At 52.6% G+C, this 25,888-nt stretch carries 23 protein-coding genes; 3 read left to right on the top strand and 20 right to left on the bottom strand.

The window, feature by feature from the left end; translation table 11 throughout:
* The 19 genes from QMO62_RS03605 to QMO62_RS03515 form a co-directional block, all read right to left on the bottom strand.
* Positions 1–1,413, bottom strand: a complete 1,413-nt coding sequence (locus tag QMO62_RS03605) for a UDP-N-acetylmuramoyl-tripeptide--D-alanyl-D-alanine ligase (RefSeq protein ID WP_284638753.1) — start codon at positions 1,411–1,413, stop codon at positions 1–3.
* Positions 1,410–2,900: a UDP-N-acetylmuramoyl-L-alanyl-D-glutamate--2,6-diaminopimelate ligase gene (locus tag QMO62_RS03600; protein WP_284638752.1), complete on the bottom strand. Its 1,491-nt coding sequence runs from the start codon at positions 2,898–2,900 to the stop codon at positions 1,410–1,412. Before QMO62_RS03600 ends, QMO62_RS03605 begins: the two co-directional genes overlap by 4 nt.
* 91 nt (positions 2,901–2,991) lie before the next feature.
* A complete protein-coding gene (locus QMO62_RS03595) occupies positions 2,992–4,953 on the bottom strand; it encodes a stage V sporulation protein D (RefSeq protein ID WP_284638751.1) in 1,962 nt (653 codons plus the stop codon).
* 74 nt (positions 4,954–5,027) lie between these two features.
* Positions 5,028–7,373: a penicillin-binding transpeptidase domain-containing protein gene (locus tag QMO62_RS03590; RefSeq protein ID WP_284638750.1), complete on the bottom strand. Its 2,346-nt coding sequence runs from the start codon at positions 7,371–7,373 to the stop codon at positions 5,028–5,030.
* Between the two features lie 63 nt (positions 7,374–7,436).
* On the bottom strand, positions 7,437–7,895 hold the full coding sequence (gene ftsL / locus QMO62_RS03585) for a cell division protein FtsL (protein ID WP_284638749.1): 459 nt from the start codon (positions 7,893–7,895) through the stop codon (positions 7,437–7,439).
* A 60-nt stretch (positions 7,896–7,955) separates the two neighbouring features.
* Positions 7,956–8,906, bottom strand: coding sequence for a 16S rRNA (cytosine(1402)-N(4))-methyltransferase RsmH (rsmH, locus tag QMO62_RS03580; protein ID WP_284638748.1), 951 nt, complete (start codon positions 8,904–8,906; stop codon positions 7,956–7,958).
* Between the two features lie 35 nt (positions 8,907–8,941).
* Positions 8,942–9,379, bottom strand: a complete 438-nt coding sequence (gene mraZ, locus QMO62_RS03575) for a division/cell wall cluster transcriptional repressor MraZ (RefSeq protein WP_284644845.1) — start codon at positions 9,377–9,379, stop codon at positions 8,942–8,944.
* A gap of 121 nt (positions 9,380–9,500) precedes the next feature.
* On the bottom strand, positions 9,501–10,511 hold the full coding sequence (locus QMO62_RS03570) for a DUF4349 domain-containing protein (protein ID WP_284638747.1): 1,011 nt from the start codon (positions 10,509–10,511) through the stop codon (positions 9,501–9,503).
* A 178-nt stretch (positions 10,512–10,689) separates the two neighbouring features.
* Positions 10,690–11,961, bottom strand: a complete 1,272-nt coding sequence (locus tag QMO62_RS03565) for an adenosylhomocysteinase (RefSeq protein ID WP_284638746.1) — start codon at positions 11,959–11,961, stop codon at positions 10,690–10,692.
* A 39-nt stretch (positions 11,962–12,000) separates the two neighbouring features.
* Positions 12,001–13,659, bottom strand: coding sequence for a bacillithiol biosynthesis cysteine-adding enzyme BshC (gene bshC, locus QMO62_RS03560; protein WP_284638745.1), 1,659 nt, complete (start codon positions 13,657–13,659; stop codon positions 12,001–12,003).
* 113 nt (positions 13,660–13,772) lie between these two features.
* Positions 13,773–14,729, bottom strand: coding sequence for an ABC transporter ATP-binding protein (locus QMO62_RS03555; protein ID WP_284638744.1), 957 nt, complete (start codon positions 14,727–14,729; stop codon positions 13,773–13,775).
* On the bottom strand, positions 14,726–15,793 hold the full coding sequence (locus QMO62_RS03550) for an ABC transporter ATP-binding protein (protein ID WP_284644844.1): 1,068 nt from the start codon (positions 15,791–15,793) through the stop codon (positions 14,726–14,728). Before QMO62_RS03550 ends, QMO62_RS03555 begins: the two co-directional genes overlap by 4 nt.
* Positions 15,765–16,679, bottom strand: coding sequence for an ABC transporter permease (locus QMO62_RS03545; protein WP_284638743.1), 915 nt, complete (start codon positions 16,677–16,679; stop codon positions 15,765–15,767). Before QMO62_RS03545 ends, QMO62_RS03550 begins: the two co-directional genes overlap by 29 nt.
* A complete protein-coding gene (locus QMO62_RS03540) occupies positions 16,679–17,614 on the bottom strand; it encodes an ABC transporter permease (protein WP_284638742.1) in 936 nt (311 codons plus the stop codon). The genes QMO62_RS03545 and QMO62_RS03540 overlap by 1 nt, the downstream gene beginning before the upstream one ends.
* A 258-nt stretch (positions 17,615–17,872) precedes the next feature.
* Positions 17,873–19,531, bottom strand: a complete 1,659-nt coding sequence (locus QMO62_RS03535; protein ID WP_284638741.1) for a peptide ABC transporter substrate-binding protein — start codon at positions 19,529–19,531, stop codon at positions 17,873–17,875.
* Between the two features lie 283 nt (positions 19,532–19,814).
* Positions 19,815–20,087 (bottom strand): late competence development ComFB family protein, encoded by a 273-nt coding sequence (locus QMO62_RS03530; RefSeq protein WP_284638740.1) that lies wholly within the window; start codon positions 20,085–20,087, stop codon positions 19,815–19,817.
* A 12-nt stretch (positions 20,088–20,099) separates the two neighbouring features.
* Positions 20,100–20,492, bottom strand: a complete 393-nt coding sequence (locus tag QMO62_RS03525; protein WP_284638739.1) for a DUF3397 domain-containing protein — start codon at positions 20,490–20,492, stop codon at positions 20,100–20,102.
* A 30-nt stretch (positions 20,493–20,522) separates the two neighbouring features.
* Positions 20,523–21,470 (bottom strand): 2-dehydropantoate 2-reductase, encoded by a 948-nt coding sequence (locus tag QMO62_RS03520; RefSeq protein ID WP_284638738.1) that lies wholly within the window; start codon positions 21,468–21,470, stop codon positions 20,523–20,525.
* Positions 21,471–21,612: 142 nt separating this feature from the next.
* On the bottom strand, positions 21,613–22,260 hold the full coding sequence (locus tag QMO62_RS03515) for an RsfA family transcriptional regulator (protein WP_284638737.1): 648 nt from the start codon (positions 22,258–22,260) through the stop codon (positions 21,613–21,615).
* Positions 22,261–22,577: 317 nt separating this feature from the next.
* Between QMO62_RS03515 and QMO62_RS03510 the strand changes: the two genes are divergently transcribed.
* The gene (locus tag QMO62_RS03510; protein WP_284638736.1) at positions 22,578–22,808 is read left to right on the top strand and encodes a DUF2626 domain-containing protein; all 231 of its coding nucleotides are present in this window, start codon (positions 22,578–22,580) and stop codon (positions 22,806–22,808) included.
* Positions 22,809–22,871: 63 nt separating this feature from the next.
* Here QMO62_RS03510 and QMO62_RS03505 read toward each other — a convergent pair whose 3' ends face one another.
* Positions 22,872–24,113, bottom strand: coding sequence for a class I SAM-dependent methyltransferase (locus QMO62_RS03505; protein ID WP_284638735.1), 1,242 nt, complete (start codon positions 24,111–24,113; stop codon positions 22,872–22,874).
* Between the two features lie 78 nt (positions 24,114–24,191).
* Here QMO62_RS03505 and QMO62_RS03500 point away from each other — a divergent pair, with 78 nt between their 5' ends.
* Both QMO62_RS03500 and QMO62_RS03495 read left to right on the top strand, forming a co-directional pair.
* Complete coding sequence (locus QMO62_RS03500) at positions 24,192–25,289, top strand: hypothetical protein (RefSeq protein ID WP_284638734.1); 1,098 nt, start codon at positions 24,192–24,194, stop codon at positions 25,287–25,289.
* Between the two features lie 63 nt (positions 25,290–25,352).
* Positions 25,353–25,856, top strand: coding sequence for a hypothetical protein (locus QMO62_RS03495; protein ID WP_284638733.1), 504 nt, complete (start codon positions 25,353–25,355; stop codon positions 25,854–25,856).
* Positions 25,857–25,888 lie beyond the last annotated feature (32 nt).

Raw genomic sequence — 25,888 nt, 5'->3', positions numbered from 1 at the left:
TTAAACTCCCCCCACCTGCATCAACCGTGCCGCCACCTGTTCCATTTTCATGCCGCGCGATCCCTTGATCAGGACGACATCTCCATCGGCGGTTGCAGCGGACAGCGTATGTGCAAGCTGTTCTTTCTCTTCAAAATAACGAACCCGATCCTGCGGGAACTTCTCCCTTGCGCCTTCCGCAATATAAGCCCCCAAAGGTCCGTACGTGTAAACCGTATGCACATGGGCAGGGTTCAAATGCCGACCGATTTCCCTATGAAAATCGGCCTCCTGCTCACCCAGCTCCAGCATGTCGGCCAGCACCGCGAATTTACGTCCTTTCGCCTGCAGCTCCTGCAGCAGGTCGATGGCCGCTCGCATGGACGTCGGACTTGCGTTGTAAGCGTCATTCAGAATCGTTACCCCGGACGGCGTTTCCGACACTTCAATCCGCATGCCGGTCATGACGAGGCTTCTCAGCCCTTCCGCCATGGTGTCGTTCCGCAGACCAAAGTGCTTGCCGACGGCAAGCGCGGCCAGTGCATTGATTACGTTGTGACCGCCGAGCAGCGGTATATAAACCGTTGTATCCTTATCGGAATTCACAGTGAAATACGTGCCTTTGCCCTCCATACGGATCTCCAGAGGATACAAATCATTGTCGGTTCCCGCACCGAATCTTACGCGCCGGAAGCTCTTGCCGAGCCTGCGTCCCGGTTCGTCAAGCTCCGGCAGCACCTCTTCAATCAGCGGTTCGTCCCCATTATATACAAGCACTCCGTCCTCTTGAAGTCCGGCCAAAATCTCCGTTTTCGCCCGGGCAATTTCGGTTCGCGAGCCGAGCTGAAGAAGATGGCTCTCCCCGATATTCGTAATGACCACAATCTCGGGCTCAGCGAGTCGGGAAAGAAAATCGATCTCCCATCGACCGCTCATGCCCATCTCAAGAACGGCGATTTGCGTCTCCTCCGACAGCTGGAGCATAGTGAGCGGCAACCCGATGTGGTTATTATAATTACCCAACGTTTTGTGTACCTGAAACCGGGTGGATAACACGGCCGCCGTCATATCCTTGGTAGTCGTCTTGCCGTTGCTGCCCGTAATGCCGACCACCCTTACATCGAGCTGATGACGGTAAGCCTTCGCCAGCTGCTGAAGAGCGGCAAGCGTATCCTCCACTATGATTAACGGCACTCCTGTAGGAGGATGCTCATGATCCTTCTGCCAGAAGGAAGCGGCAGCTCCCTTCTCGAACGCGCTTTGCACGAACGCATGCCCGTCGAAGGCTTCCCCGATCAGCGGTACGTATAAATTTCCTTGTTCTATTGTTCTGGTATCTTTCGATACGCCCTGAATGAGCTGCCCCCCGTCCGCGTCGCCGGAGAGGGTGCCGCCCGACATCGCAGCGACATCGGCTAACGTACGCTTTATCAAATTGATCGACCCCTTATGGCATCCTTGGCAACAAGCCGATCGTCAAAATCGATCTTGCGCCCCATGATCTCCTGATATGTTTCATGGCCTTTGCCGGCAATCAGCACGATGTCCTTCGGACCCGCAAGCCGGATCGCTTTATGAATCGCTTCCCGCCGGTCGACGACCAGCTCATAGCTGTCCTCATCGAACCCCGCTTCCCGGATGCCCGGTACAATGTCTTCCAGGATTTGCTGCGGCTCCTCGGTGCGAGGGTTATCCGACGTCACCAGCAAATAATCGCTGTACTTTGCCGTTACCTGCCCCATGAGCGGACGCTTCCTCCGGTCCCGGTCTCCGCCGCAGCCGAACACGCTGATCACGCGGCCTTCGGCAAATTGACGGATTGTCGCAAGTGCGTTCTCCAGACCGTCCGGCGTATGGGCATAGTCAACCAGCACCAGAAACGGCTGCCCTTCGTCGACGATCTCCATTCGTCCTTCCACGGAAGCTACGCCCTCCAGGCTTTCCTTAATGCGCTCCAGCTCAATACCCTCCGCGAGCGCTGCGGCAATCGCTCCGAGCGAATTATACACATTGAATTCACCGACCAGCTTCATGGCAAAATCCGTCGTCCCCGCGAAGGTAACGCAGCGGAATTCCGTCCCCTTGGCCGTGACCCGAATATTCTCTGCCCGAACGTCGGCCTGCCGCTCTATACCATAGGTAATCACTTGGGCAGCCGTTTGCTCGGCGAAATCGGCCGTGGCCGCATCGTCCGCATTCAGGACGGCAAAGGCCCGCTCTTCCGGCTTCGCACTGAAGCCGTTGCCCATACGGGAGAACAGCAGCGCTTTCGCCGCTTGATACTTTTCCATCGTCCCGTGATAATCCAGATGGTCCTGGGTTAAGTTCGTGAAAATCCCCGTACGAAATTGTGTGCCTTTCACTCGTCCGAGCGCTAGACCGTGAGAAGAAACCTCCATAATACAGTATTCCGTTCCCACGTCCCGCATTCGACGAAGAATTCTCTGCAGCTCCAAGGCTTCTTGCGTATTGGTGCTGTGATTCACCAGAAATTCATCGCCAACCTTGATATGGATATTCCCCATCAGCCCGGTTGTATGACCTTGATCGCGTAATATTTTTTCAAGCAGGTAGCTTGTCGTCGTTTTCCCGTTCGTTCCCGTAACGCCGATCACCTTCAGCTCCCGGCTCGGGTATCCGTAGAAATGGCTTGCCACAACGGCCATAGCATATCGCGAATCCTTCACGATCAGCTGCGGAACCGGCACATCCAGCTCCCGCTCCACGATCAACGCGGCCGCCCCAAGACCGATTGCGGCTTCCGCAAACTTGTGTCCGTCGACGGAAAGCCCGGTGATACAAATGAACAAGTCGCCTGGGGCTACCTTGCGGGAATCCGTTTGAATACCGGTAAGCTCAATGCTCTCGTCTCCGACGACACGCCTTACCATCAGAAGAGAAGCCAGTTCCTTCAGCTGCACGCGAGACCCCTCCCATTGTAAACACATGGTATCTATTATGGACAAAAATATGAGCAATGAAAAGCCTATTTTGAGAAAAATAACCTACTTATCATGGAGTTGTCGGTTTCGGCGCACCCTGCTCCGGCATACCTGGATCTCGATCCGACAAGTAAACGCGAATCGTCGAGCCCTGATCGACCCTTGCCCCCGGTTTGGGTACCTGATTGACCACATATTTGCCGAGCCCCGATTTGGCGAGATTGAAATTCATATTCAAATCCTCATAAATCTCCGTCACCGTACGCCCCACCAGATTCGGCACCTCAACGATCGGCGTATCGCCGTAGACAAACTTGCGGTCCAATTGCTCCTTGCGCTGGGGTACCTTCATATAGCGAAGCGTATCCGCCATGATGTTCTTAACCAAAGGCGCGGCGATCAAACCACCGAACTGCAGCCCTTGCGGATCATCCACCGCTGCGTAAATCACCACTTTGGGATCGTCTGCAGGGGCGAAGCCGATAAATGAAACGATATGCTCATCCGCCGAGTAGCGTCCGTTGATGACTTTCTGCGCCGTACCTGTCTTGCCGCCCACCCGATAGCCGTCGATAAAGGCATTGCGCCCGGTTCCGTTGGCCACGACGCTCTCCAGCGTCTCTCTCACCTGCTTGGAGGTTTCCGGTGAGATCACCTGCCTTACCTGCTCAGGCTCAAACTTATCCACCAACTGACCGGAATCCGGATGATACCAAGCCCTGGCTACGTGCGGCTTATACAGCTTTCCTCCGTTAATCGCTGCCGAAACCGCCGTAATTTGCTGAATCGGCGTGACGGATACCCCTTGCCCGAAGGAGGTCGTCGCCAGCTCTACTGGGCCGACGCGCGACGGCTTGAACAAAATACCGTTCTCCTCGCCGCCGAGATCTATGCCGGTTTTTTTACCGAACCCGAAGTTATTAATATACTCGAAAAGCTTATCTTTGCCAAGACGTTGGCCCATGACAACGAAGCCCGGGTTACAGGAGTTCTCCACCACCTGCAGGAAGGTTTCGCTTCCATGTCCGCCCCGCTTCCAGCAGCGCAGCCTTGCTCCAGCCACTTCAATGGCGCCCGGATCGTGGAAAGAATCCTGCAGATTGACCTTTTTCTCCTCCAAGGCGGCAGCCAGCGTGATGATCTTGAACGTGGAGCCCGGCTCATAGGTCATCCAGATCGGCAGGTTCCGGTCGTAGCTCTCCTTCGGATACTCGCGGAATCTTCCGGGCTCGTAGCCGGGCCGCGAGCCCATCGCCAAAATTTCCCCATTGTTCGGATCCATCATAATGGCGATTACACTCTTGGCCTGATACTTTGTCATCGTTTGATCCAGCTCTCGCTCGAGGATCGATTGCAAGTGACTATCAATCGTCAATTGCAGATTCAAGCCGCTCTTCGGCTCCACATATTGAAGCGAAGAGCCGGGAATATTGCGTCCTGCCGCATCGGCAAGATAAGACACATTGCCGTTCACGCCGCTCAGACCCTTGTTATATTTTGCTTCAACCCCGGTAAGTCCGTTATTGTCAATGCCGGCAAAGCCGAGAATATGAGCGGCCAAGCCTCCGAAGGGATAATGGCGCTTGTTATCCTCCGCAACAATAATTCCCGGCAGACGAAGGTTGCGAATTTCATTTGCTTTTTCCTGCGAGATTTTCCAGCCGCCCGGCTGAATGCGCACATTGAGCGCCCTCTTGGTAATCAAGGATTCCACCTTGGCCGGATCCATCTGCAGCTGGGCGGCAAGCGCTGCTGCCGTAGCTTGCGGATCTTTAATTTGCGCGGGGATGGCCCAAACCGTCGGCGTGCTCATATTCGTAACGATCTGCACGCCGTTGCGGTCCAGAATTTCCCCCCGTTTGGCGCTGAACGGTATTTCGCGCCTCCAGGAATCTTCGGCCTCCGCCGACAGCTTAGGTCCCATCCAGATCTGTACATAGGCGAGCCGCACGGAAAGCAGCAAGAACAGAAAAGTTCCGACGATCAAGGCGGCATATAGACGACGACGAACGGTGACGTTCGATGGTCTCACACTCGCTTCCTCCCCTCCTGAATAGCAATCGCTTCATATCATGCCTATTCAGGACAACCAGGGGTTAGAACAAGCTATGGGGTGTTTGCCGCAACTTTAGACGGTGAATTTCCTGTTGCTGCTGACTGCGTCGTTTTGGTCGCAGGCGTTTTGGATGCAGGCTGCGTCGTTTTCTTCGAATCCGGCTTGGCGGATGTTTCCGTTTTCCCGTCCTTCTCCTGAACCGGAGATTGGAGCAGCTCGTTGTAAGGCTTCAGTTGAAGAGTCACGACGCGTTCCTCCCCTTCAACACTTGTTGTCTGCGAAGCTACATACCCTTCACCTGTAGACTGGCAGCGCACCTTTACGATAGCACATACCTCAAGCGCATCCCGAAGAGACTTGCCCGTCATATCAGGAACAGGAAGCTCTCCTTCTTCCTGCAGTACTACATACATTCGCTGCCCTTGGGCAATTTGAGTTCCTTTCGGCGGAGATTGGGCGATTACCTTGCTGCCCTTGCCGATGCTGTCGACAACCACGCCGTACTTGCTCATCGTAGTTCTCGCCTCATCTACCGTTTGCCCGGTCAGGTCCGGCGCGTTGGCGTGAGACGTTTGCTCCGTTACCTGCACCTGTTGAGGCTGCTGTGACGTGGAAGGCACTCCCATATTGCGAAGCGATTGAGAGACGATTTCTTTGAAGGCCGGAGCAGCTACATCTCCCCCCAAATGGTAATCTCCCTTCAAATCCGGTTCATCCGCGATAATCGTCACCAAAATTTTCGGATTTTCCACCGGCGCATAGCCAATAAAGGAAATGACCCATTTCCCTTCCGCATATCCCTTTTCTCCCGGAACTACCTTGTTCGCCGTACCGGTCTTGCCTGCTACGCGGTAGCCGTCAATATACGCTTTTCGTCCCGTACCCATCGCCTGGTCCGAAACGACCTGCTCCAGATAAGAGCTTACTTGTGTCGCCGTACTCTCGGAAACCACTTGCCGGATGACCTGCGGTTCCTTCTTTTCCACGACTTCTCCGGTGCTCGGATTATAAATTTCCTTGATGATATATGGCTTCATCAGCTTGCCTCCGTTGGCAATCGCGGCATAGGCAGCCGTTTGCTGAATCGCCGTTGCAGTCATCCCTTGTCCGTAGGTCGAGGTAGCGAATTCGGAGGGACGCCTCATATTGATAATCCCCGGGACTTCACCCGGAAGATCGATGCCTGTCTTGACACCGAAGCCGAATTTATCGATGTATTGCCGCAGACGCTCCTGCCCGAGCTTCTCCATCCCCAGCTTGACGAAGGCAACGTTACTGGAGCGCTTCAAACCTTCCAAGTACGAAATTTTGCCCCACCCGGTAATATTGTGGTCATGCAGTCTGCGGTCCGTCACTACGATCGATCCGGATTGATATTTCTCATCAGGATTAAACAGCCCCTCCTCCACAGCACCGGCCAGCGTGACCAGCTTAAAGGTAGAGCCCGGCTCGTACTGCGAGGCAACCACATGGTTCACATCGCTGGATACCTTTGTTTCCCAATACCGGTTCGGGTTGAAATTCGGCATGTTGACCATGCCCAAAATTTCCATCGTATTCGGATCCACCGCGACGGCCATCAAGCTTTTGGGATTGTACTTTTTGTACACCTTTTCCAGTGCATTTTCCATATAAAATTGAATATTTTTATCAATGGTTAAACGGATATTGTTGCCATTGGATGGGGGCTGGAAGGTTACCTTGGCATCCGGCAGCTCGACTCCATACCGATCCTTCTCATAACTAAGCCAGCCGTCGACGCCTTTGAGCTGATTATCCAGCGTCTTCTCAAGTCCCATAATGGGCTTTCCTTCTTTATCGGTATACCCTAGCACCTGTGCAAGCAGCTGCCCTCCCGGATAGAAGCGCTTGCGCTCTTCCAGAAGGTAAATCCCGAGGCTTTTCTTCGTCTCCAAGGTGCTTTGCAGCTCGACGATCATCTTCTTGATCTGATCGGCCATAGCTACGTCGATTTTCCAGCCCTCGTTGCGAATCTCAACCTGAGGATAATAGGAGCCATCGTCACGCTTCTTATTTAATCGCGTACGAATCTTATCCTCTAAGGCGGAGAGTGCGCCGGGATCATTGGAGGTGTTCAGGATTCCAGCCAAGCCTTTGACTACCTCTTCGACGATCTTTTTGTCATGAATGATTTGCGGATTTAAAGCTACCGTAAAGGCGGGCGCATCCTCCGCCAGAATTTTATCATTGCGGTCCACGATCGTTCCGCGGACAGGGTGAAGCACTTTATCGGTTTCCCAGCGAGCTTGGGCCTGTGACAAAAGATCGGCGCCCTGAACTACCTGAACCCAATAGAGTCTGGAAACCAAGGCAATAAAAAAGAGGGTGAATACCCCTCCAATGAGCAGCGAACGCAGCTTTACTTTCTTCGTCATGAACTCTTTCCCTCCAGGAACTTTCTTCAGAAAAGAATGATGTAGTAGGTTCTCTATATGTAATTATGGGGTTTGCTTCGATGAGCCGGGCTTCTTGGCGCTATCCGCGGCGGATTTGCTCGGAGTCGACTTCGCGGCGGTGGAATTTTTCGGCGAGGTCACCGTCTTGATTTGCGGCACCTCCGGCGGACCGTAGCTCCACTGCTTCGCCAGCTCATTCAGGCGCTCCGGCTTGGACAGCTCGCTGACCTTATACTTCAATACGGTATTTTCCGCCTCCAGCAGCTGAATCTGCTTTTCCACCTGTTGAATGCGCATATTCATTTCATAAATCTGCGCATATCGCCAAATGATCACACCCGCAACGACCGCACAGATAACCACTGTGAATAAATAAAGCAGCTTTTCCTGAATAGGCAATGTTTTCTTTCGGGTTACAAGCTTCTTTGTTTCCTTAATTTTGACCTTCGGCTCTTGTTCTCGCGGCTGTGTTGCTAAGCTTCCATGAATGTAGGCTGGCACCGGATGTTCCTCCTTTATCCCTTAAATATTCATTGGCATATGTCCGTAGTTTTGTTCTCTCTATAGCTTCTCGGCGACGCGAAGCTTCGCGGAGCGCGCCCTTGGGTTGACCGAGAGCTCTTCCTCCCCTGCTTCGATCGGCTTCCGATTGATCAGCTTGACGATTCCTTGATTATTGCATACGCACATCGGAAAATCCGGAGGACACGTGCATTTCGCTACGTACTTGGCAAACGTCGTCTTGCAAATGCGATCCTCCAGAGAGTGGAAGGTAATAACCGCCACTCTTCCTCCGGGAGCTAAGCAGCGTATCGACTGCTCAATCGCTTCCTCAAAGGCACCCAGCTCGTCATTGACGGCAATGCGCAGCGCTTGAAAGCTTCTCTTCGCAGGATGTCCACCGGTCCGTCTGGCCGCGGCGGGAATCCCTTCCTTAACGAGCTCCACCAGTTCTCCCGTCGTTTCAATGGGCTTAATCGATCTGGCAGCGACAATCTTGCCTGCAATGCGCCGGGCGAATTTCTCTTCCCCGTATTCGAATAAGATCTTCGCAATCTCCTGCTCGGACCATTCGTTGACAATCTCCTTGGCTGTGAGCCCTGCGGTCATATCCATTCGCATATCCAGCTCAGCATCCTGATGATAGCTGAAGCCGCGGTCCGCTTCATCCAGCTGAGGAGAGGAAACTCCCAAATCGAAGAGAATGCCGTCGACTTGAGGCTTACCGTCCTTTATCGCTTCCGGGATGCGGCTAAGCTCAAACTCCAGGTTGCGGAAGTTGCTGCGAACAAGCCGCACACGATCGATGACAGGAGCAAGCTTTAATTTGGCGTTCTCGAGTGCGGTATCGTCCTGATCGAAAGCGATCAACAGCCCGCCTTCCGTCAGCTGCTCAGCGATAACCAAGCTGTGTCCTGCTCCGCCCAGCGTACAATCGACGTAAATTCCGTCCGGCCGTATATGTAAACCGTCTACCGCTTCTTCTTTCAATACCGTTATATGATGAAACATGAGCTTGTCCTCCAAGATGTCGTATTGTGGGTGCATTAGAGATCGAAGTTGAAATCGACCAGCTTCTCTGCGATTTCACTGAAGCTTTCCTCCGATTGCTGGAAATAGTTTTCCCAGATTGACTTGCTCCAAATCTCAACCCGGTTGGAAACGCCGATAACGACGCAATCCTTCTCCAGTTTCGCATGCTCCACTAGATTATTAGGCAGGTTTACGCGCCCCTGCTTATCCAATTCGCATTCTGTGGCGCCGGAGAAGAAAAACCGGGTGAAGGCCCGGGCATCGGATTTCATTAAAGGCAGCGCCTTCAGCTTCTGTTCGAGGACAGCCCATTCGGACATCGGGTAAACGAACAAGCATTGATCCAAGCCGCGCGTGACAATGAATGATGTTCCAAGGGATTCACGGAATTTCGCCGGCACGATCATCCGGCCCTTCTCATCTATGGTGTGCTGAAATTCCCCCATGAACATCCCACTTGTCACCCCTTTCCCACCACTTTACCCCACTTTCCACCACTTGTATAGTATGTTTTCTCCATAAAAACGAAAAATCCTGCTAAAGTCAAAGACTTCGCAGGATTTTTTAATCCTATTAATGATCTCCCGATGAGGGCGGCGGCGGAGTATCTTCGGTCAGCTGCTTGCGGATCTCCGCAAGCTTGCGACTGCGGCGTACGCGAACCAACCAGAACAGACCGCCAAGGATGATGGCGACCATAAGAACCGGCAGCGCTCCAGCCACAATGACTACCACCCATTGCGCGATGACGGAAAGCACCGCGGTAGTTCCGTTCAGCGCAGCGGCGGCCCGCTGGAAGAGCGGACCTCGGTCCTTAGCCTGAATGAGCTCGGTGGAGCCGATCCGCTGGTACACCCTCAGCTCTATCGTCGAGTAGTCGACATTTTGCTCCAGATACCGCATGCGTCCCTTAATGCGCTCGATTTCCTCCTGTACCTTTCCCAGCTCATTGGAATACTGAATCAACTCATCCGTTTTCTTAGCATCCTTCATAAAGTCCAAGAGCCGGCTTTCTACCGCCTGTCTTGCCTTGAGTCGCGCCGTAAGGTCAACGAATTCCTCCGTCACATCCTGCCCTTGGATGTTCTTCTGCTTTAATGGATGAAGCTTTTCCAGTTCTGTGAGCAAGGACTGAAACCCATTCGCCGGAACCTTGATGACGAACATCCCGTTTTTCTCGGTGGCGGTTTCATTTTCATTGAACTGAAGCACATAACCGCCCGAGCGCTGCACAACCTCCTGTATGGCCCGCTGAGATTCCGCATACACCTCGACCTGCATGGTCAATTGGGCTTTGTACATGATCTTGCGGCTGAGTGCATCGGACCCTTCGGCCGCTAGACCGGTGAAGCCGCTACCTGTCCGCTGCAGATCAGCAGGCTGCGATGTATTCACTGCCTTCGCATTCTCATCCGCCGCCGCGCCCGCATTCGCCGCGCTGCTCGGCTTCGCTTCCGCCACGGCAAGCTGTTCACTGCTTGCCTTATCATTGCTGGCGCTGCAGCCGCTGATCAACCAGCTAAGCATTGCCGCCGCCGCCGCGAAGCGCGCCGCCTTCCGGAACAGCTCTTTCTGTAGTGTCATGTTCCGCCCCCCTCGTCTTTCCCATAAGATTAAGTTGTTGAGCCCCCAACAAGCTCACCTACTAGACGTGGAGGGAAGGAACGAAGTTGCAGGAATGGACAAGCATGGAAAAAATAAAGCCGTCCCACCAAGTAAACTACTTGGGGGACGGCCTCATAATGCAATGGTTACTTATCTTCTAGAAATGATCTTCAGCCCAGTTATCCAGATATGCCTTCTGCTGATCAGTCAAAGCGTCGATCTTAATACCCATCGATTCCAGCTTGACGCGGGCTACTTGCTCATCCAGCTCATATGGAACATTGACAACCTTCTTGCCGATTTCCTTATAATTGTCATTCACGTATTTCAAGGACATCGCTTGGAGCGCGAAGGTCATATCCATGATTTCAGCCGGATGGCCGTCACCGGCAGCCAGGTTGACAAGACGACCTTCCGCCAGCAGGTAGAACTTGCGGCCGTCCTGCAGCGTGTACTCTTCGATATTACGGCGAACCGTACGCTTCGATACGGAAATGGCGTCGAGATCCGGCTTATTCACTTCCACATCGAAATGACCGGCATTGGACAGGATTGCGCCATCCTTCATTACTTTATAATGCTCTCCGCGGATAACATCGCGGTTTCCTGTGACAGTGACGAAGAAATCGCCTACCTTCGCCGCATCCTCCATCGACATTACCGCAAAGCCGTCCATGTACGCCTCAACTGCCTTGATCGCATCGATCTCCGTGACGATAACGTTAGCGCCAAGACCCTTAGCCCGCATTGCAACGCCCTTACCGCACCAGCCGTAGCCAACAACGACAACGGTTTTGCCCGCTACAACAAGGTTTGTCGTACGGTTAATGCCATCCCATACCGATTGGCCGGTGCCGTAGCGGTTGTCGAACAAGTATTTGCAGAAAGCATCGTTTACCGCAACCATCGGGAACTGGAGCTGCCCTTCCTTCTCAAGCGACTTCAAGCGCAGAATGCCTGTTGTCGTCTCTTCCGCGCCGCCGCGTACGTTCTTCAGCAGATCCTTGCGCTCGGAGTGCAAAATCGTAACCAGGTCGCCGCCGTCGTCGATAATCAGATCCGGCTCGGTTTCGAGTGTTTTGATCAGAAGCTCTTTGTATTCTTTAGGCTCCGGATTGTATTTCGCGAATACCGTGATGCCGTCCTCTACCAATGCAGCGCATACGTCGTCCTGTGTAGATAGCGGGTTGCTGCCGCAAATCGTCACTTCCGCGCCGCCGGCTTGAACAACCTTGGCAAGGTACGCCGTTTTCGCTTCCAGATGCAGCGAGATGGCAACCTTCAAACCCTTAAACGGCAGCTCCTTCTCAAACTGCTTACGGATGCTGTTCAGCACCGGCATGTGGGCATTCACCCAATCGATTTTCAAATGTCCTTCAGGTGCGAGATTAATATCGCGAATGATGCTTTTATTGATCGTGCTTGGCATGTTCTTCGGTTCCTCCTTAGGTATGTATCAGCATTATCATTACATATAACAAGCATAATGCTTGCCGTCAATGGAAAGCTCCATGGACAGCAGCTCTTTCAACCAATTGTCTCCGTACTTGTTCAAGTAGCCGTACACGTTGTACACGCGCTCTTGCAGCTTACCGCCAGGCATAGCGGATAAGCCGACCCGCTGGAATTGCCTTAAGCCGGACTCATATTGCGATCGAACGGCGTCCGCGGACTTGTTCTCCAGAAACTCAATCTGCTCGAGAATCTTTGCCAAATTCGTTTCGCCCAGCTTCTTGAGTCCCGGGTTGATCCCGGAAATCGTCTCGATGAGCGGCTCATAGTCCGAACGAAACCGCTGCTTCAGCTCGGCAAAGCGGTCCTCCAGCTGCAGACGGTCCTGCTCCTTCAGCCACGCCTCTTGCTTCTCCTGCAGGCGGTACAGCACATCCTCCAACGTCAGTCCGTACTTCTGCATATTCTTTTGAACGGTTCCTTCAACCAGCGTAAAGCTGATGCGCGGAAGCAGCAAAGGCATGCGCATGCCGAGAGCATGAAACGCCTTCCGGGTCAATCCCCAGTAGGCAATCTCCGAACCGCCAAGAACGGCCCCCAGCACGGGGAACAAGAAATCCTGCATCAGCGGGCGCGTCATCACATTATTGCTAAGACGCTCAGGAGCCGCATCCGCCCATTCCAGCAGCTGATTCACCGTGAAGCTGCGGCTTCCCCGGCGGTCGGACCACACGCCGTCTTCTGCCGTTCTATAAAGCAGAAGGCGCTCGCCATGATCATCGAACACGAAGAGGTTCGTCGCTTGCTCGATCAGCTCGGCGGCAGGCCGGTAGCCTAAGCCCTCGATCTGCGCTCTTGCCTCATGAAGCGCCTCATTAATACCGGCGCGCTTCTCGATCAACTGCCGAAACATCGGCCGTTCCAGCGCGCGAATGGCCGGATCGTCGGAATCGACGAGAATTAAGCCATATTCCCCAAAGAGCTCTGCAAGAATACGGGCAAATAAGTCCGTAAGCGTGTCGGCTTCCGCCGTATAGGCATGAAGCTTCTCCAGCAGGGCCGGCTTATATTCTGTCGGCAAAAGCGACTTGTCCAGCTGCTCCAGTGCGTTCGCCCATTGCTCAGGACGGAAGCGCAGCCGGCTGACCGAGGTCCGAACATCCCCCGGGTGCTCGACAGCAAGCTTCTCCACCTGCTGATCCGGCGACAGCACGTAAGCATGATTCACTTCATCGAAATCATGATCCTCGCCGGCGATCCAGAATACCGGCAAAACCGTGCGTTCAAGCCGCTTCGACGCCGTTCTTGCCGCTTGAAGAATGGTTATTGCTTTATGTATCACGAGCAACGGTCCTGTCAGCAGACCGGCTTGTTGTCCGCCGACGATACAAAGGGCACCCGGATCCCGCAGCCGCTCGATCGATGCAAGCGCCGCAGCCGAGTTTCCCGCCTTCTCATTAAACCTACGGAGCGCATCAGCCAGCTGTTCGCGATCCGCTCCCGCAGGCCGCTCCCGATCCAGCCATGCCGCTCTGGCCTTCCAATCCGCCTCATCCCAAGGGTTGTAATCATACAAACCGCTTACTTCGGCAAACTGATGTATATACGCTTCGGTCAAAGGCTGGCCGGAAGGAAAGTCCACTTGCTCCAAACGCATGGTACCGCCGCCTTTCATTTGCAAAATCCACCCCTACCATTTTACACCTCTAACGAGGGATCGTCAAAAAATTACAGCACTTTTTCGCAGAAAAAGGGAAGACCGATCCTATCTCGGTCTCCCCTTCTGTATTAATACAAGTGACAAGCCACAAAGTGGCCCTGCTCCACTTCCTTGAACTGCGGCATCGCTGCTGCGCATTCCGGCATTGCCTTCGGACAGCGGGTACGGAACGGGCAGCCGCTAGGCGGATTCAGCGGGCTTGGAATTTCCCCCTCGAGAATAATCCGCTCGCGTGTACGCTCCACCTCCGGATCCGGAATCGGAATGGCCGATAACAGCGATTGCGTATACGGATGCATCGGCTTCGCATACAAGGCGTCGGAGGTGGTCACCTCAACGAGCTTGCCGAGATACATTACGCCGATTCGATCGGATATATGCTTCACCATGGCAAGATCATGCGCGATGAACAAGTAGGTCAAGCCATGCTCCTTCTGGAGCTTCTTGAAGAGGTTCACCACCTGTGCCTGCACGGATACGTCCAGAGCGGAAATCGGTTCGTCCGCAATAATGAATTGCGGCTCGATCGCCAAAGCCCGGGCAATCCCGATCCGCTGGCGCTGACCGCCGGAGAATTCATGCGGGAATCGCCCAGCATGCTCTTCATTAAGACCTACGGCGCGAAGCAGCTCGCTGACGCGCTCCTTACGCTTACTTCCTTTATGCAAGCCATGGATGTCGATTCCCTCGGCAATGATATTGCCGACCGTCATCCGCGGATTCAGCGAAGCGTACGGATCCTGGAACACCATCTGCATGTCGCGGCGGAAATGATGAAGCTTCTTGCCTCCCAGCTTATGCACATTCTCGCCGTTAAACAACACCTCGCCGCTCGTCGCCTCATACAAGCGAATGATGGTACGGCCCGCCGTCGATTTCCCGCAGCCGGACTCGCCCACCAAACCGAAGGTTTCCCCCTTATGAATGGCAAAGCTCAAGCCGTCCACGGCCTTCAGCGTTTTACCGCCGCCGAGGTGAAAATGCTTTTGCAAATTACGTACTTCCAAAATCGGCTGTTTACTCATCGTGCGGCACCTCCTACTTGGACAGGTCGCTCTACCTTCGGAGCGTCCGGGTGCATCAGCCAGCAGGCCGCCGAATGCGTCTCTGTCAGCTTCGTATGCTCCGGATCCTTCTCCAGGCAGGCCTTCATCGCATAGGGACAACGCGCTGCGAAGGCGCAGCCCTGAGGCGGTGCGAACAAATCCGGAGGCGTACCCGGAATCGGCACGAGCTCGCTGTCGCTATCATGATCCAACCGCGGAACCGACCGCAGCAAGCCCCAAGTATAAGGATGCTTCGGATCATAGAACAGCTCGTCGACCGTACCTTGTTCAACGACCTTCCCTGCATACATTACCACGACGCGCTGCGCCATCTCGGCTACAACACCCAGGTCATGCGTAATGACAATAATGGAAGCTTCCGTCTGCTCGGAAAGTTTCTTCATCAAATCGATAATTTGCGCCTGAATCGTAACGTCAAGAGCCGTTGTCGGTTCATCGGCGATCAGTAGCTTCGGACTGCAGGCCAAAGCAATCGCGATCATGACACGCTGGCGCATACCGCCGGACAATTCATGAGGATACTGGTGAATCCGCCCCTCCGGATTGGACATCCCGACAAGCTTCAGCATATCGACGGCCCGCTTGCGGGCATCGGCGTTGTTCATCCCCTGATGCTTGACAAGTCCTTCGGCAATCTGCTTGCCGATGGTCATGGTCGGATTGAGCGAGGTCATCGGGTCTTGGAAGATCATCCCCATTTCCGAGCCGCGCACCTTCTCCATTTCCCGATCGGACAGCTTCGTAATCTCTTTATTGTCAAATTGAATGGTGCCTCCCTTGATGACGCTCGGAGGAGAAGGAATGAGACGCATGATCGTCTGTGCCGTAACCGACTTTCCGCAGCCGGACTCGCCGACGATAGCAAGCACCTCTCCCTTATTGAGTTGGAACGATACGCCGCGTACCGCTTGTACTTCACCGGCATACGTCCGGAAGGACACCTTCAAATCTTGTACGTTCAATATGGGTTTACTCACAAAGGACACCCCCCTTTTACTTACGCATCTTCGGATCCAGGGCATCGCGCAGCCCATCGCCAAGAAGGTTAAAGCTCATGAGAATCAAGCTGAAAATAACCGTTGGAAACAGCACCCGGTGCGGGTACAAGCGAATCGAATTCGCCCCGTCGGACAGAAGTGAGCCGAGTGATGCCAGCGGCACGCGAATCCCCAGCCCGATAAAGCTCAAGAACGACTCTACGAAAATCGCAGAAGGAACGATAAAAGTAATTTGTACGATAATCAAGCCAAGCGCGTTAGGCACCAAATGCTTCAAAATAATACGGGGCGCGCCTGCGCCAAGCGTACGTGCAGCTAGAACATACTCCTGTTCCTTCAAGGTAAGGATTTGACCCCGCACGAGCCGCGCCATCGGAACCCAGCCTGTGATCGCATAAGCGAAGATGATGGTCTTAACCCCCGGGCCTATGACGACAATCAGCAAAATGGAAATGAGCAAAAACGGAATCGAATAAATAATTTCGATAATCCGCTGCATAACATCGTCGATGCGACCGCCATAATAAGCGGAAACGCCGCCATAAATGACGCCGAACACCAAATCCAGCAATGCCGCCACAATACCGATAAAGAGCGAAATTCTTGTCCCCCACCATACACGGACCCAAAGATCACGGCCAAAGTCGTCCGTACCGAACCAGTGCGCGAGGGAAGGCTTCTGATTTTTGATATCGTAGTTTTGCGTTGCATAGTCAAACGAGGACAGCAGCGGCCCGAGAATCGCTAGCAAGGTCAGCGTGATAAGCGTAATCAAGCCGAACATGGCAAGCTTATTTTTCTTAAGCCGTCTCCAGGCGTCCTGCCAATACGTTAACGAAGGACGAACAATGGATTCCCGAGAAGCAGCTTCCTTGGCCGCCGGTTGAAACATTTCGTTAGACATCTCCATTATTTGCTGCCTCCCTTCGCCAATCGAATTCGCGGATCCACCAAGCCGTAAATGATATCCGTAAGGAACAAGACCGTTACAAGCAAGAACGAGTAGAATATCGTGAGCCCTGTGATCATCGTGTAGTCATTCGAGTAGATCGATGTCACAAAATGCTTTCCGAGACCCGGAACAACGAAAATTTGCTCCACGATGAGGGTGCCGGTGATCAGGTTAACGAAGATCGGACCCAGTACGGTAACGACAGGCAAAATGGCATTTCGAAGCGTATGTCTTACGACGGTAGCCCGCTGCGACAAGCCTTTGGCCTTCGCCGTTTTGATGTAATCATGATTCAGCACGTCCAGCATGGAGGTTCTCATGAGCCTTGCCAATATGGCAATCGTACCGAAGGACAACGCAATCGCAGGCAAGATCCGGTGCTCCGGTCCCGTCCACATTCCCGGAGGCAGCCAGCCGAGCTTCACGCCGACAAAATAAGAGAGCAGCGGCCCCAGCACGAAGGAAGGGATTGAAACCCCGATCACCGCCGTGAACATCGCTGCGATGTCCGCCCCTTTGTTATGATTGAGCGCAGCTATAATACCGAGTATGAGTCCGATCGCTACGGAAATGCCCAATGCCCAAAGGCCGAGCTCCAGCGAGGCCGGGAAGCCTTGCTTAATAATATCCGTTACTTTACGGGTCGGGAATGCAAAGGATACCCCAAGGTCACCATGCATCACTTTCCCCATATATTGAAGGTATTGCTCACCAATCGGTTTATCTAAGCCATATTGGGCATAGAGCAGCGTTCTTTGCTCTACCGTCAGCTTCTGGGAATCCTCACCGAACGGATCACCCGGCAAATTTTTCATGAGCACGAATGTGAACGTCACGATCAGCCACAGGGTGATGATCATATAAATAAATCGTCGCAGCACATAGCGCAGCATGGCACACCTCCTGTACTTGATAAGGAAAACATCTGTGAATGAAGACAACAACGCAAAGCAGCCCACACCTAATCGTCTTGGACGAGAGGCAAAACCGCTTCGCAAGCATAGACTGGCAAGACTTTAGCGATAGGCCATGTTTGCGAAGCGGTTCCGCATCGCTGCTACGGGACATCCCGTTCACTCGCAAATACATGCTAAGAATTAAAACGGAGCCGTTCCTCATCATTCAAGAACGGCCCCGCACAGCCTACAATATTACTTCAGGTAAGTCCATTTGAGTTCCCACTCTTTAGACATCGAAGGGAGGATCAGACCCTCTACGTTCGCTCTCTTCGCGTACGGACGCGTACGGAAGTACAGAGGAGAAATCGCGCCGTCGTTCATAAGAATCTTCTCGGCATCGACGAGCAGTTTCGCACGTTTCGCAACGTCAACTTCTTTGTCCGCCGCTTTAACAAGATCGTCATAAGCTTTGCTGTTATAAGCAACATAGTTAAACGATTTGTTATCAGACAACCACATGTCAAGGAACGTCATAGGGTCGTTATAATCGGCGCCCCACAGAGCGATCAATGCGTCGAAGTTATTTTCCTGCATGTTCTTTACGCGCAATGCGAAAGGCAACGGTTCGCCGTCCACATCGACACCCAGGTTTTGCTTCCATTGTGCTTGAATGAATTCGATGGACTTCTTGGAAGTTTCCGTGTCGTCGGAAGTCAGCTTGAACTTCGGCAGGGAAGTCATATTCATTTCCTTCAGGCCCTCAGCAAGAAGCTGCTTCGCCTTGGCAGGATCGAATTTAGGCTGAGCCTCACCGGCTGTTTTACGGAATTCCTGCTTGTTGCCGTCCAGCATGGTTCCTGGCACCAGACCTGTGGATGGTACGGATGTACCGCCGAGAACGGTCTCGGTGAATGCTTTACGGTCAACAGCCATACCAAGCGCTTGACGAATCTTAGCATTGCCGAAAGCAGGGTTCTTCGTATTATGGAACATCAAGTACGCTGTCACGAATTCCTTCTTGAATACAAGCTCAGGCTTGCCTTCATACATTTTCGGCTGCTCGCCCTTCAGCTCCGTCAGATCCACTTGATTCGTTTCGAACATATTTAAGGAAGTGTTAGGATCCTTCACCACGTTTACGGTAACCTTGTTCAGCTTCACGTTAGCGGCATCCCAATACTTATCGTTTTTCACCATGACGAGCTGCTGCTCATGATCCCACTTTTCCAGCTTGAACGGACCTGCACCGATAACCTTATCGGCATCCGCGCCGTATTTGTCACCTTGCGTTTTGACGAAATCAGGCTTCTGCGGGAAGAAGATCGGCATGGACAGCTGATCGGTAAAGAAGGCAACCGGACGCTCCAGCGTAATTTCAAGCGTCTTGTCATCCTTTGCCTTTACGCCAAGAGCAGCTTTCTTTGCTTCAAGCTCTTCCGGCTTCGCTTTATTCAAGTCAGCGCCGCCTTTGATCCAAGCCAGCATCGTTGCGTATTTCGCCTTCGTAGCCGGATCCAGAGTACGCTTATAGGCCCATTCGAAATCGCTTGCTTTCAGCGGTGTGCCGTCAGCCCATGTCAGACCGTCACGCAGGGTGATCGTGTAAACAAGACCATCCGGGGAAATCTTCGGGAGCTCCTTCGCAAGAGCAGGCTGTGCTTTCCCTTCCGCATCCAAACGATACAACCCCTCATTGATTGCATTCAAAATAGTGAAAGTCGGGTTTGTAGTCGCGATCGAGCTGTCAAGCGCCGGCGGTTCCGCCGACAGGTTAATTCTAAGCTCCTGGGCAGGCGCCTTTGCGGCATCTGTGCCTGCAGATTGATTTTTGTTTCCGCTGTCCGTGGAGCAAGCAGTCGTGCCAAGCATCGCTGCTACTGTCGTCAGGACAAGAAGCTTGTTTAACTTCATGTACATGTCCTCCCTTTTTTCATTATGTAATTATATGATTTTCCACCCCAGGTTAAATATTGACTTCCGAGGATTCTTCATATAATCTCATAAACATCCGCGTATAACAGTGACAAAAATCACTGAGACCGCTACCAAATATAGATTATACAACCAATGGTCAATTAAATCTACTTGTATTTTATTACATATTTTTCTCTAACTATTACATTTTTTCGACAAAAAAAAGAGAAGCTGTTCTCATAGCTTCCCATTATTTTCATTCATTTATTCATCTTTTGGCCTAAAAATCGGATTTCCGTTGGCTGTTCAGCACCTTATCAATTGCTACCGCCAGCTCCCGATACACATCCGTCTCGACTTGATTGCGCAGCTGCGTTTTGGCGAATACTTCCCCCGGCGCCGTGACTACGTACTTCGCGGGCAAATGATTCAGCGTAATCGCCGAAATGTCGGCCTGCGCTTTGTCATCCAAACCGCTCAGTTCTTCCTTATGCTGCATCAATTCCTTGAGACAGCTCTTCACGATGTCTTCCATTAAATTATGTAGTTGCATGCGGACCCTCCTCTATGCGAGCATGTATTTTCCGATTCCAATGATGAGCAGCACCACATAACATGCGCTTAACACAACAAAACCTAAACGACTGAGAGTTTTGGCGATTTTGCCCATGTCGACCCGACCTCGGATACGTGTTTGCAAATTGCCCAGCAGCCCCGCGAGCACCAGGAAAAGCAATACGACGGTCCAGAACAGCATTCCCGACTGAAACAGCCGGTTGCTCATGACCGCCACAGAGCCAATGAGGAACAGCGTAGTCACATCCATGCTAAGATGTGTAGCCGTCTTCTTATCCTTACAGACCCAATATACTATAAACCACGTCACCAGAAAAGCAACAAAAGGTACCATCGCCAGCATCGTATATACTTGATGCAGCCAATCCCATAGTGCGTTCACGGCCTATCACCCGCTTCGTCATCATAATGGTTAGCCTCGTGCCGGCGATACTCCCTCCAGCGCTTTCACCAAACGAAAGATCGTTTCATGGGTAGGTATGCGTACGCCCTCTTCCCTTGCCTTGTCCAGAAGAGCCCCATTGATCGCTTCAATCTCAGTCTGCCGTCCCGCCAGCACATCCTGGAGCATGGACGATCGGTTGTCTTGTGTCTGCCGGCAAACCTCAAGCACGGTCTCCCATAGATCGGGATCAAGATGGATTCCTGCCCGGTCCGCCAGCCCCCGCGCTTCTTCATAGAGCGCTCTCATGAGGGGCTGCGCCTCCGGAAGAAAAGGAAGAGCGCCGTTGTTCACTTGCAGCAGAGCCGTCAGCGGATTGATGACCGCATTGATGATCAGCTTTTGCCAAACACGATTGATGATTTCATTCGACAAAAACAGCTGAAATCCTGCATCCATTAGCATTTCCCGTATAACTTTTTGTTCAGGCTCCCCTTCGGAGCCCCCATTTAGTATAGGACCCAGCCAGGTAACCCCATGCCCTGTATGAGCTACCTCCGTGTCGGTTGCCTTGAGAGCCCCTTCCGTCGTTACCGTAAGCCATATCCGGTTCGCATCGATGTGCCGTGCCAGCACCTTGTCATGTCCCAGACCGTTTTGCCAGCATATCACCCGGCTCCCTTCCCCCATCATTTCCTTGACCCTGGCCGCAAACGCATCCGTCATCGCCGTTTGTTTCACAGTGAGCAGAAGGTAGTGCCTCTCCTTCTTCGGAAACGGCAAGGCGGAGCAGGCTTCCATCGAACATGCCTTAGGATAAACCGTGCCTCCTCCGGTCAAGGTAACTCCTGCAAGGCTTATACGTTTTGCTTGCTCCTCCCGCTTCGTTATCAGCTCTACCTGATAGCCCGCCTCCAACAGCCTGTATGTCAGAAGCATGCCGATTGCGCCGGCCCCAATGACTGTCACTCGCACCATTTGAATCTCCTCATCTTCCGTTTCAACCAATCATAGCAAACCTGCTATACGGAAAAAAGCCCCGTACGCGTAATGAACTTAAGCGCAGCGGGGCCTTCCTCGGCAGCTGCAAGGCAGCTGTATAGATTGCGAGTCTTGCAGTCTATTCAATTCGTTCGAGATTGCCGTTCTCATCCATTTTGAAACGAGGCTTATTCTCCTCTTCCTCTTCAACGAGAAACGCCAGCTTCCTGGCCCTATCCATAATCTGAATCAGAGCCTTGTAATCGTCGTTGACGACTCGATAGTCGGTAGAGACATCGTTGACTTGGCGGCTCAGCTCTTCGTTCTCCGAACGCAGCCGCTCGAGCTCATCTTGTTTATCGTTCAATTCCTTCTCCAGCTGACGTATGTGACGGCTCATCTCTTGATAGCTTCCCTTCCACTGACGCAGAAAGCGGATCACCGCGTCCATGGACATCTCTTCTATCATCACGTTCGCGCGGGATGCCCCTTCCCCGTCCATCACAGCCGTTCCCCCATGCGAAACCGCTGTGAAGGCAGCCGCATGCTTACGCTGCTGATTGCGCTTCTGCCGCTGCGCCTTCGCGATTTGGATCGCGGCCTCATATTTTTTCCTCACAAAACTATTCCAACGGAATCCGCATGCTGCGGCCGTTCTGCCTATTTTCTCGCCCACTTCCTCGAATGCGGAAAGCTGTGTGCTGCCCTCGCGGATATGCCGGAGGGTGACCTCTGCCAAAATCAAATCATCCTCTTCGCTCCAAGCATCTTGTCTAATTGCCGTCATCAAAGCCGTCCTCCTGCCCCTCATGTAATCAACCACATCTATGATCGTGGTACTTAATCAAGCTGCGTTATTTAATCTCTATGCCCATGGTAGAGTTCATAGAATACTTTTCTAGTATTTTGTATTGCCATTTTTGAAGTTAGTCATACATGAAGTTCGTTGAAATCGGGAACCTTACTTTAAGGAAAACCTACGCTACCCGAAAATGACGAAATTTCGTCACGGATTGGACGTTTACATCATCCGGCACGCGAGGTATAATGTTGGATAGAAAACTTGGAGTTGTTTAGTTAACGATAGATGAGGGGGGATACAGGATGGATCGCATGTTTCGAGTACTCGGCTTCTGGACCCTTGTAATCGGATTGATGGGACTGGCCGGAGATTTGATTCCGATGGCCCTGATCTTTTTCGCCCAAACGGCGGTTTTCGTGCTCCTTGGATACATGAAGTTATCCGAACGCACCTACATATTGCTCTTCTGGGGGTATATGCTGATTTCGTTCACAGGCTTCACTTATTGGTCTTTCTTCAAGATGTCGGTGTAACGAGCAAAGAAAGAGGCAGGGTCATAACGACCCGCCTCTTTTTTGTTTCATCATGATAACGGCTCACGGCTTTGTCTGAATTAGCACCTTAAACAGCTCGCTCATGGAATCGCTCAGCAGCAGCTGCCGAATCATACGATTACGCCTCGCTTCCGCACTAAAGGGATCGCGGCCGCTGTGCTCCCGGAGCTTGTCCAGCAGGCCGTTCTCTACCAGAAACTGCTTCTGGGTCAGGAAGCGCCAAGATGAAACGCCTGCCTCCTGCCCTGTCCGGATTAGCGCGCTATAATTAACATGAGACGTCATATCCTGCTCCCCGGGACGCTGGAACGGCGTATCGGAGGCCAAATGACGAGAATAACACATCAAGGTTCCGTTCATCCGATGGGCGGCGTACAGCTCCTCGGACACATCGCCGTAATCGATCGTCATCACTTCGCCTTGCTCTACAGCTCCCAAAATGCTGCGAAGCCAATGCTGGGCTTGCAGATTCACTTCAAAGATTTGACCTTCCCGCAAGGGTGCCCCTTCCCGGGTAAGGTAGTCGGCAACCTCACCGTCTCCAAGCGGAAGATAGGATTCTTTGAGCTCCCTGTTCGCGGCATCCCAGCTAACGAAGCATTCGTGCCAGACCCCGCCGCGAACCATGATCCTGTGAACAGGAAACGCATCCGGCAGCTCATTGGAGAACAAGAGCGTCTTCCGCCAAGGCGCGCTTGCATAGAACTCCGCCTCCTCCAGCCATCGAATGCGATCCTTGTGCGATTCCAGATGCTGCCGCTGAAGCTTGCGATGCTGCGGACTGGCTTCCACGCTGATATACTTTAGCCTGCTGTATAACTCCGGGTCCTCTGCGCAGATGGAATCCAGCAAGGAAAGGGCCAGCGAGCCGGTTCCCCCTCCCCATTCCACTAAATACACTTCACCTTCGTCATCTGCGAATGATTGGCGCACATACGAAGCTAAGCATTCTCCCATGAATCCGCCCAAATTGGAGCTGGTATAGAAATCTCCTTCTTTTCCGATTTTCACACGATCATTCATATAATAGCCGAATTCAGGGTGATATAAGCACCATGCCATATAATCGTGAAAGGGCGCTTTACCGCCCGGGTATGAAGCCAGCTCGCCGCGAATCCACTCTTGGAAGCCAACGAACTGTTGCTGTCGATCCTGCTGCATCCTGTCATCCGTCCTTATTTTTTCAATCGCCGCTACATTCCGTGAAGACAACGAAGCCACTACCCCAGTATAATAAGAGACAAGGAAGGACGCAATTTTATTGTCATGTTTTTCTAATTCCAACGATAATCTTTAGTTGAGACAATTCTTCAGCTTCAATGTGGAGCGGTTGGTTCGTGTTTGAGAGGCAGGAGGTTACAAGTGAGCATAAAGTGGCTGAGACAACTTACCGTAGGGCTGCTCCTCTTCTCTGTGTACATGCTTACCTTAGGACAGGACGCCATCGCCGTAACGGACAGCAGTGTCTCCGCAAGCAGGAATCTGCTGCAAAAAGGGCTGACACTGTTCGAAATCGAGCAAGAGCTGGCTAGAATTGCTTTAGAGGATGCCGCCCTCGCGAAGCGGCTGGCCGAAACCGAGTCTCAGATACAAGACGCGGAAAAGGCATCCTTAGAAGCAAAGCAGCATGCCGCCAAGGTGATTCGAGCCTATTATATGGGAGATCGGGACGCACTCTGGTTCCTGATGTTCTCTATCCGCTCCCTGAGCGACGCCCTGACGACCATGGAATACTTGCAAATGATCCTCGCCAGCGATAAAGAAGCATTACATAAGCATACCCAAAACAATCAGGCCATGAAGAGGCTGCACGCATCATTAGCGGCGTCACAAGCGGAGCTCCAGCTTACAAAGGACAAATATATGAAAGAACGAGCGCGGCAAACTATGCTTCAGAAGGAACTGAACGAAGAACTCTCGCAAAACAAGGAAGCCGAACGCATCCTCAAAGAGATGCTGACGTTAAACCAAACCTGGCAAGAGAAGGGCATCCCTCTGTTCCGGACTTACTTTAAAGCGCTGGCTGAGGCCTCGAAGGAAATTCCCGAGCTGGCGGGCGGAAGCGGCAGCAACTTGATCATGAACGGCTTCAACTATACGTTTCAAATTACAGAGCAAGAGCTCAACGATTTTCTCCGTAAAAAGAATGAGCTGTTTCATAACATGACGTTCCGCTTCACAACGGATCATGTGATCGCATCAGGCAAGCAGGGCGATATCGATGTTCTTATTAAAGGCAGCTATCAGCTGGCCGAGAAAAACTCCGGCGTCAAGTATGTCCGCTTCCGCATTAACGAGCTGCATTTCAACGGGTATCAGCTCCCTGACACGACGGCCGCCGATCTGGAGAAAGAATTCGACCTGGGGATATATCCCCAGAACGTAGCGCGATTTCTTCAGGTAACGCAAGTTCGCATTGAGGAAGGAAAGCTGAGCTTATTTCTAAAGCTGGCGCTGTAGTTGCAGCCGCCGGCTTTTTCCATAATAATAAGAGCAGACGACGGAGCTGGAGGAGGTTTGCGGATGAAGTTAAAATACGCCCTGTTGATGGATATCCCGGAAGGAAAACGGGCCGGTTATTATGCTCAAATCATTAAGGCGTTGGCGGACCGGGCGCCTGTATTCGACCGCGATAAGGAAATGCTGATTTTCTCAAGCGCTGCCGAACGAGAAGCGGCACACGGCATCATGCAACAATATTCGGTACCCTTCGAGGAAATGGAGCTGCTTCTGCTCCCTGCCCCTGTTCAAACGGCCCCTACCCTGGACGACTTCGGATTCACAACCCGAATGGAAAATGTATACGTTTATGCCCAGCTGGCCTTAGCCGGTCAATTGGTTTCGATGGAGAGCGGACGTTCATCCGAGCCTTCCCAAGCCATGGAGCAGCTAAGAGAGCATCTGCTGGCCTTTGGAAGCCTGGAGAACGGGGCGTCCTACTTTGTCATTGAAGATCAGCATCAAGAGCTGGCAGAGCGCATTGCGGCCGCTTACGGCTGCCGAGTGAACTGGCTGGAAGCTTCATAAGACCGCTCAGCTAACAGAGAAAGGCTGTACTC

It is taken from the genome of Paenibacillus silviterrae (genome assembly GCF_030167925.1).
In the GTDB taxonomy this organism is placed as follows: Bacteria; Bacillota; Bacilli; order Paenibacillales; family NBRC-103111; genus Paenibacillus_G; species Paenibacillus_G silviterrae.
This window is presented reverse-complemented; position numbering and strand designations above follow the sequence as displayed.